Source organism: Halobacteriovorax sp. HFRX-2_2 (assembly GCF_043196705.1).
Classification (GTDB): domain Bacteria; phylum Bdellovibrionota; class Bacteriovoracia; order Bacteriovoracales; family Bacteriovoracaceae; genus Halobacteriovorax_A.
Map to the genome: position 1 here is coordinate 660,665 of NZ_JBEBMT010000002.1, position 8,331 is coordinate 668,995.

The window sequence follows — 8,331 nt, forward strand, 5'->3', positions numbered from 1 at the left end:
GTGACTCATATTATTTCTATTTCTGCAGTGGGGTCTTTAAAAGAAGAAGTTGCGCCTGGTGACTTCTTTCTTCCGGATCAGTTTATTGATTGGACAAAGGGACTACGTAAGAGATCTTTCTTTGAAAATGGAATCGTAGGGCACGTTTCTGTGGCGGAGCCAGTTGAAAAAGCTCTTATTGAACGAATTAAATTAGTAGCTGATAAAATCGAAACAAGGTTTCACTTTGGTGGAAGTTATATTTGCATTGAAGGCCCACAGTATTCATCACGAGCAGAGTCTGAACTTTATCGCAGCTTTGGTGCTAGTGTTATTGGGATGACTAATGTTCCTGAAAGCTACCTTGCAAAAGAAGCTGGGATTGCTTATGCAACAGTGGCACTTGTAACTGATTACGATTGCTGGAAAGACGAAGCCTGCTCTCTAGAAGAGATCACAAATGTAATCAATAAGAATGTTTCAAATGTAAAAGAGTTATTAACTCATTTGATTCCAAGCTTAGTTAACGACGAAGTTAAGTTTGAGAGAGTTAATACTAACGCAATTGTGACACAGGAATCATATTGGCCAAAAGAGTCAATTGATACAATCAAGACGCTAATTTCCTGATATTCGGCATTTAATGTGACAAAAGGTGACGATTGTCATGTAATGACTGTCTCGTAAACGATATAAATTTATCAAGAAGAGGAAGGCGTTTATGTTGTATTATTTTAAGGATCTCCCTGAAGAGAAGAAAGAAGTTGGTGGCAAGGCCTATATGCTGGCGATGATGGCCCAGATGGGAATTGTTGTCCCTGATGGAATTATTCTTGATGCACTACCAACGAAAGACGAGTTAGCAGAAATTTTTAAATTTGCACGCGATGGAGAATATTCTCTCGCTGTAAGAAGTTCAGCAACTGGTGAAGACTCAAAAGAAAATAGTTTCGCAGGTCAAAATTCGACCTTCTTATATGTAAGCAATGATACAGACTTAGAGCATGCAATTGAAAATTGTTTTAATTCAATTCATAAAGAGTCGTCTAAGGCCTATCGTAAACACTTTCTTGGTTCAGATAAAGAAGTTCCAATGAATGTCGTTGTTCAGCGTATGATTGACCCTTCATATTCAGGTGTTTACTTTTCAAAGGACCCAAGAGGTAAGTTCGAAACTTGGATGCTAGAGTATATTGATGGAGTAGGTGAAGACCTCGTTTCTGGAAAGCGTACTCCGATCATTCTAAGTGAAGAGAATTTTGAGAGTGAGCATATCACTGAAGAACAAGTAAAAGAGATTGTTGCGTTTGCTAATCTCGTTGAAGATAAGTACCAAGATGATTTTGATATCGAATGGGCACTTGATAAGGCCGGAAAGGTTTATCTATTACAGGCAAGACCAATTACTGCCAAGGCATCGATTACAAATCTTAAGAAGTTGGCCCATGACGAGCTTGAAAGACTTTCAAGTGTCTTCTCTGACGATACAGTTTGGGATGGACAAACATTTGCTGAATGGACTGTCTCTCCGACAACGCTAACGACACAGATTTGGTCTGAGTCATTTAAAAGAGATCAGGCCTTTGATAAGGCCCTCAGAAAATTAGGCTATGTTGGTTTTGATGGAAATGAATCCATCATGGATGAGGTCTTTGGCCGTAATTATATTAACCTTAGTAAACTTGGTCAGATGTACTTTGGTCCAATTCCGTATTCAATCGAGCCTATACCAAGACCGCACCTGAAGTTTCATTTTTCTAAAATTACTCCAAAGGTTTTATTTCGTACCCCACAAACAATGTGGCGTATGCTCAAGGTTGGACTTTCAATCAATACTCATCGCCAAGAAGTAATCGACGAGGCCTCAAAAGAACTACTTGAGATTACAACAATCTCAAAGCGACCAAATGATCCAACAATCTATAAAGACTGGAGTGAAGAGGAGATTAATGATCGCCTTTCAAAAGAGATCGCAATCTTTAGTAATCGTACTCTAGAGTGGCCATATATTTTGATTTCTCTAACAGAGACAACAATTCAAACCTTAATCTCTCTTCTTAAAAGTATTTATACTGAGCAAGAAGCTGATCAGATGATTAAGAAATGGTCTGGCGCTGGGATTAACTCTGAAACATATAATATGGGGCTATATTTTAAAAAGGCCTGTGCAAAACCTAATACGAGATCTCTCTTTCTTGCTCGTTACGGCCATCGTGGACCGGGAGAGCTTGATTTAAGTGCTAAGAGATGGTCTGAGATTGGAGATGATGCATTCTATGACTATCCAGTTGAGAAATATGAACAGGATAAGAACTCTCATGCCTTTATTGATGTAGAGGCAGAGATTATGGCAATGAAGTCTTTTAAGAAGACTTTAATTCTAGAAGAATGGAAAATACTCAAGCAATTATTAGAGCTAAGAGAAAAGTGGAAAATGGCCATCCTAAGGCCTTATGCTCATATCCGTTTCCTTGCTCTGGAAAAGGCGAGAAGACTTCAGCTTGAAGATGAAAATGATATCTTCTTTCTAAATAAAGAAGAGATCTTAAGCTTTAAACCTTCAATGCTTGAATTAATTAAAGAAAGAAAAGAGCGCGCTCATATGTTTAAGAACTTCAATTTCTCAACTGTTACTTCTCTCCAGGAGATTAAGGCAGTTATTGATGGAGAGGAAGAATCTAGTACAAATGATCTTGTCGGAGAGGGGCTTTCATCTGGAGTCGTTAGAGGAAAAATTGTTGTTGTAAATAACCCCGCAAGTTGGAAGGAAATTGATTGGCCTCAAAATGCAATTGTTGTGGCCCAGTCAACAGATCCAGGATGGACACCTGTCTTTACTAAGGCAAGTGGAATCATCGTCGAGCGTGGTGGAGTCTTGTCTCACTGTGCAATTGTGGCCAGAGAGATGGGAATCCCTGCAGTAAGTGGAATTAAACAATGTCATTTAAAATTCAAAGGTGGAGAAGATGTTTTCGTTGATGGAAATACTGGATCAATTAAACTCATGCAATAATTTATGTAGTGACTTTAGCTACTCAATTGTACCAACTGTTTTATTACCACTAGCTTTCTTAAGTACTGGTATCACTGTTGTTGCGACTTTTATTGCAGGCCTTTTTGGAATTAAACTTAAGGCTGAAGGTCCTAAAAAATTATTAGAAGTTTTATTAAAGCCAAAGATTCTGATTTCTGCCATGATCTTTAATGTTCTTATTTATGGCGGAATGGAAGCTTACCAATACTTAAAGCATGGCCCTGTACCTCTTTTTGTGCAGGAGTTTGTGAATAAAGATACTAGCTTTTCAAAAGCTCCACTAGAGGCGCAAGCTGGCCTTTTGTGGCAACAAAGTGTTGAAGAAGGTATTTTTGCTTCTGGTGTTGTGGTTGGCGACGAATTATTTGTTGGCTCCAAAGAAGGAAACCTCTTTGTCATTGATATAAATTCAGGAGCAATTAAGAATAAGATTTTCTTCGGGAAATTTCTTTCACCGACTCCGGTCTACTATAAAGGGTTCCTATATTTTGGAGAAGGCCTTCACGCTTCTCACCATATGAGGGTTTATAAATTTGATCCTAATGCTAAGAAAGTTGTTGGTTCATTTCAAACTAAAGGACACACTGAAATCTTCCCTGTTCTCAAAGAAATTGATGGAAAGGACTATCTCTTTCAATCAGCAGGTGGGGATGGCCTTTATGCAATTGATCCAAATTCGATGGAGCTAATCTGGCAATACAAAGGTGGCCATATGGATGCCTTTGTTCTTGTAAGAGACCAGGCGCTTTACGTGGCAAGTGGGGTACCGGAAGAAGATATTGGTAAGGCAAGGCCATTCGCCTATAAAATTGATGTGAAAACAGGAAAGCTTTTATGGAAAGAAGAGCTACCTCTTTCTAGTTGGTATGGACCAGTCGCTACAAGAGATAATATCTGCTTTATTCAGGGGGAGCTTCACGTTAAGTCTGAGTTAGGTGGGCTTGTTTGTTTAAATTCACTAGGACAACAAATTAGCTCAATTAATATTGATTCTCCTGTCATTGGAAAGCCAATTGTTTTTGATGACCTTATTGTCTTTAATGACTTTGATGGAAGAGTCTATGCGTGGAATAGCATTACTTCCAAACTAGAGTGGAAGTACGCCAGTCGTGAGAAGAAAATTGGCTACAACTATTCGTCAGTTAAGTATGACGGTGAAAAACTTATTTTCTCTGATCGCAAGGGAAAGATTTCTTATCTTGGCCTAAATGATGGGAAAGTGATTAATTCCATCGAGTTTGGGGATGAAAGTGTTTTTGCGGATTCACTGATTCTCGACCAAGGTCATTTAATCTTTGGAATGAAGGGTAGTATCAAATATTATAAGAATACAGTTAATTAGAAGAGGGCCTTAGAGGCCCTTTCTTATTTGATCTCACATTTTGGAATCGATTTTTTGAAGTTTCTAAATACTTTATTACAAATTGATTTTCTGTACTGATTTTTAAATAAGCTTACTTCTGTACTTGTTGTTACTTCCTTAGATATCACTCTATAATTATTTTTATAAAGCTCCACATTCATACGGCATAAGTGGTCATCTGAATTTTCACCTCTAAGGTCTCCTGAGATGATTTGGTAAGTAGCACGATAAAAGAAAGCTAGTGCCTTTTGATCATTAGCATTTTGATGAACATATGGATGATCATGATAAGTTCCGATGCTCATTTGATCGACAACATTATATCCCTTTCTTTCAAAAGCTTGTCTAAATTTATCAAAGTAATCTTTTGGCATATCATAATTTGCAAATGTTCCGTAATAAGGACCTTTTGCCATCACAACATTACAAGTTTCATGTTTGATTGTTCCGGCAGCAAATGATTGGATCGATAGGATTAATGTTGCAATTAAAATTAAAGTTTTCATGTTGTTCTCCTTTTGTTTTTTGCCAATGTAATCGAAAGGAGGACTGCGCTCAATATGAGCAGGGGCCAATGTGTTGACCCTCGATTGTCATCATATAAATACTACAGCTTTTAATAATTTTAAGGAGTTATTTCTTCTTTTTTCCACTGAGCGGAAAAAGTGAAAGACTTAATTGATAGATTGAATCATATTCATTTGTATCTTCGAGAAAATCACAAAGCTTACGCCTGAAGTCTCTAATCAGCACCTTTGCCTCTTCAATTTTCTTCTTATTAGTTGCCATCATCATTGATGATTGCTCACGAAACTCAGGAGTGACTTCGTCAATGGCAAGCTTTGCAAGTTCAAGAATACGACGTTGAGATTCTTTATTGGCCATATTGATATCTTCATCACTAAGAGCATGAGTAGAGCTTCCTTCCGTAAGATCGAGCCAATCACCATCTTCACGAATTTCTAGCAACTTTGCTTCAACAAGGTCATCAATTAGGCTTTGTGCATAGTCTTCAGTCGTATGGAGCTCTCCCGCAATCCACTTTGCTGTTGGATCGAAGCCTTTAACTTTCATTAGCTCTAGGATAGCGTAATACTGCCAATTCTTTATGACCTCTTGGTGAATCATATCGACACGAGTATATTCTTCTTTTGGATTTTTGAGGCGAAATGACTTTATAACCTCTTTAGATCTTACCTCTTTTTTAATTTTGGAAAGCTCTTCATCTGTAATTCCTAAGAGTTGCGCTCTAGATTCGATGAAGGCATCCGGAATTTCACGTTTACCATTTAAGTATTTAGAAAGAAGACCTGGGTCCATATCGAGGTAATTAGCAAAGGAGCGCATCGAAAAGCGTTTATTCTTTGCTTTCTTTTCTTCAAGTATTTTTGTGAGTAATTCTAAATAATCCATTAGCTATAAGTATGAGGCATCTTTGAAGGAAGTTCCAGATAAAGTTATCGTCACAAAATCTCTAATAAAAGTCAGTGAAATCAGTGACTTGGCGTTTGCTTAAGATATGGACACCATGGAGATATTTTACATAAGGGCCTAATATCTCTTCGTTGGCCGATATGATTTAGCTTATGAAAATGAAACTTATTATTTTATCGGTTCTTCTAACTCAGATGCTTTCTGCTTCAGCAAATGACAAGGCAAAACAAATTCGTGCAAGTCTAAGGGTTGCAAGGCCTGAGATTAATTTACAAGAAACAAAGATTAATAAGAGCTTTCTATTAAAGAAAAATATCGAAGAAAGAATTCAAGTTTTAGAGATATTAAAAGATCGTCCAGAAGATTTTAATATTGACGAAAATATTCTTGATCAGGCATTACGCCTTGGAAGGGAAGGAAATGGTGGTGATGATATCGCAGCTGAATTCTTTGAAATTGGAGCAAAGCTTCGTGATCAAATTGAAGGGCAACAGGCACTTCTTTTCTCAAAGCATAGTATCTTTGATGATATCAATCTTGATCTATTGGATTTAATTGTTGATAAGACAGCAGTCTTCTCTGTGAATTATAAACTTTGTTCGAGGGCCGGTGATTACCGTTGTCGTAATGAGCGTGGCTTTGTTGCAAAGAATTTTCCTGAGACCTTAGAAATTCATGTTAATCAACAGCGTTGGGAGTCACTTAATGATCATGAAAAGTTAAAGATCGTTTTTCATGAATACTTAGGTCTATTAGGGCTTGAAGAAGGAACTTATAACTTAAGCTCTCTTCTCGTTGTCGATGCAAAAGAGCAATCATCTTTTAATAATGTATCTTGTTCTTTTTCATATATTGATCAGTTAAACCGTCTCCACTCAGGTGCCGCTTCTGGTGTAAAGCATAGCATTCTCTCTGGTGGAGTTCCTCTGATGATGGGAAATCATTTCAAATATATGATCTCTTATGTCATTTCAACAGGGTACCTTCGCATTGAATTAAGAGAAGGAAAGCCTTTTGCAAACTCAGTAATGCCTAAGTTTGAAGTGGAACCAATTCTTCCTGAAGTTATCGTTTTTGATGGAGCTGTAGAAGGGCGTAAGTCAATTGAGTTTGATAAAGGTAAGCTTGTAATAAGCTGTTCTGGTGTTTAATTATAGAGACAAGACATAAACTTTTTTAGATTATTCTTTGTCGAGTTCTGTAGTGGCCCAAAGTGATTGTATGACCAACCTGCATAGAAGTGAGGAGTGACACATCTTTCACTTGCGCTCTTAAGTTTTCCATCTTCTTGATTTTTCGGATGAGTGAATTTTTTTTCCGAAGTATTCAATTGTACTGAAAATGCTTCGATGACTTTATGAACTCCACAATAGGCATTGAAATGCTGAGCAGTGGAGCCGAAAGCATTAATCAACGCATCCTTCTTTTTATTCTTTATCTGACAACTTTCATTTGAATAATAATGATTCCATGAATCCACACAAGGTTTTATATTTCCACCATAATTCGGCGTGAATTGATAGAGGCCAATATTTAAACGACTCACTTTTGGCTGCCATTTATCGTAATAGAATTTTACCCCTTGAGGTCTTTTGTAATTTTTTGGAGCATACTTCTTTGCGAGTTTCTCACTTGCTGCAAAGTCCGCTGTTGTTAAGCTTTCAGTGTATGCTAAACACCCAAAGAACTTACCCCATAGTTGTTGAAGTTCTGCGTGATCATCTTGCTCTCTAAGCTCATTATGTTCACGAGCAAAACGATTGGCCAATTCAATCGTCATCTCATCTGGCATATTCTTAATCGTCTTTGAAAGAGATTCTTTTGTTACGGGACATAGCGGATGACTTAAAAGTCCGACTCGCTCTTGATCTTCCATCTTTGTAGGCATCTTATAAATACTGCTTACGTGAAGAAACGTTGATCTCTTTGATGATAAGTCCTTTATGAAATAGTGGAGAGTCTCACCAAAGGAGTTTTGGTTTTCTAATTGAGTGTGACACTTATCGATTTGAAACTCAGACTGATTTCGAACTTTAGTTAATTCATTACTTTGAAAGTAAGTATCAACTTCATCAACAAAAGAATTTGTTGCCAACGAGAAGGTTGAGATAAGCAGTGCTATTAATATTTTCATCTATAAGGACAATAGTAAATATTTAACAAATCGAATAGTATTTTAATAATTGCCTGTAATAGCTCTACGTATTATAAAGGTCTTATGATTAATTATTTTGAAGTTATAGTTATTGGTTTAGTTCTATGTGCCGACTCTTTTTCTGCTGCTGTTGCAATGGGGGCCAGACCTCATAAATTTAGTGATACTCTGAAGTTTGCATTCTCATCGGGGGGAGCAGAAGCACTGGTTGCTTTCTTAGGTGCAATTGCCGGCGCGAAAGTTATTGCCCAATTTGACTATATCGATCATTGGATTTCGTTTGGCCTCTTAACAGCTGTTGCTATTCACATGGCCTATGAGGGCTATGAAGAGCTTAGTGGTAAGAATGATGATGAAGAAGAGAGG

8 protein-coding genes are annotated in these 8,331 nt (G+C 37.4%); 5 read left to right on the forward strand and 3 right to left on the reverse strand.

Translation table 11 applies throughout. The features are described 5' to 3' along the window. From ABMA79_RS08470 to ABMA79_RS08480, 3 genes are all read left to right on the forward strand, one after another. A partial coding sequence (locus ABMA79_RS08470) for an MTAP family purine nucleoside phosphorylase (protein ID WP_393091812.1) occupies nt 1-609 on the forward strand: 609 nt, incomplete at its 5' end. A 91-nt stretch (nt 610-700) separates the two neighbouring features. Continuing rightward, a complete protein-coding gene (locus ABMA79_RS08475; protein ID WP_393091815.1) occupies nt 701-2,992 on the forward strand; it encodes a PEP/pyruvate-binding domain-containing protein in 2,292 nt (763 codons plus the stop codon). Then, nucleotides 2,946-4,355, forward strand: a complete 1,410-nt coding sequence (locus tag ABMA79_RS08480; protein ID WP_393091818.1) for a PQQ-binding-like beta-propeller repeat protein — start codon at nt 2,946-2,948, stop codon at nt 4,353-4,355. Before ABMA79_RS08475 ends, ABMA79_RS08480 begins: the two co-directional genes overlap by 47 nt. A gap of 23 nt (nt 4,356-4,378) precedes the next feature. On the opposite strand, the gene ABMA79_RS08485 is transcribed toward ABMA79_RS08480, so the two are convergent. Then, nucleotides 4,379-4,882, reverse strand: coding sequence for a hypothetical protein (locus ABMA79_RS08485; protein WP_393091821.1), 504 nt, complete (start codon nt 4,880-4,882; stop codon nt 4,379-4,381). 127 nt (nt 4,883-5,009) lie between these two features. Next, entirely contained in the window at nt 5,010-5,789 is a 780-nt protein-coding gene (locus ABMA79_RS08490; protein ID WP_393091824.1) for a DUF4423 domain-containing protein, read from the reverse strand. Between the two features lie 173 nt (nt 5,790-5,962). On the opposite strand from ABMA79_RS08490, the gene ABMA79_RS08495 reads away from it, so the two are divergent. Further along, nucleotides 5,963-6,961, forward strand: a complete 999-nt coding sequence (locus ABMA79_RS08495) for a hypothetical protein (protein WP_393091827.1) — start codon at nt 5,963-5,965, stop codon at nt 6,959-6,961. On the opposite strand, the gene ABMA79_RS08500 is transcribed toward ABMA79_RS08495, so the two are convergent. After that, nucleotides 6,958-7,944 carry a hypothetical protein gene (locus ABMA79_RS08500; RefSeq protein ID WP_393091830.1) on the reverse strand — a complete coding sequence of 329 codons (987 nt, stop codon included), beginning with the start codon at nt 7,942-7,944 and terminating at the stop codon, nt 6,958-6,960. The genes ABMA79_RS08495 and ABMA79_RS08500 overlap by 4 nt on opposite strands. Before the next feature lie 84 nt (nt 7,945-8,028). On the opposite strand from ABMA79_RS08500, the gene ABMA79_RS08505 reads away from it, so the two are divergent. Further along, nucleotides 8,029-8,331: manganese efflux pump MntP family protein (locus ABMA79_RS08505; protein ID WP_393091832.1), on the forward strand; the 303-nt coding region annotated here is incomplete at its 3' end.

Bases quoted from the DNA above. Each gene is read 5' to 3' on its own strand.
- ABMA79_RS08475 (WP_393091815.1), top strand. From the start codon at position 701: ATGTTGTATTATTTTAAGGATCTCCCTGAAGAGAAGAAAGAAGTTGGT.
- ABMA79_RS08480 (WP_393091818.1), top strand. From the start codon at position 2,946: ATGTTTTCGTTGATGGAAATACTGGATCAATTAAACTCATGCAATAAT.
- ABMA79_RS08485 (WP_393091821.1), bottom strand. From the start codon at position 4,882: ATGAAAACTTTAATTTTAATTGCAACATTAATCCTATCGATCCAATCA.
- ABMA79_RS08490 (WP_393091824.1), bottom strand. From the start codon at position 5,789: ATGGATTATTTAGAATTACTCACAAAAATACTTGAAGAAAAGAAAGCA.
- ABMA79_RS08495 (WP_393091827.1), top strand. From the start codon at position 5,963: ATGAAAATGAAACTTATTATTTTATCGGTTCTTCTAACTCAGATGCTT.
- ABMA79_RS08500 (WP_393091830.1), bottom strand. From the start codon at position 7,944: ATGAAAATATTAATAGCACTGCTTATCTCAACCTTCTCGTTGGCAACA.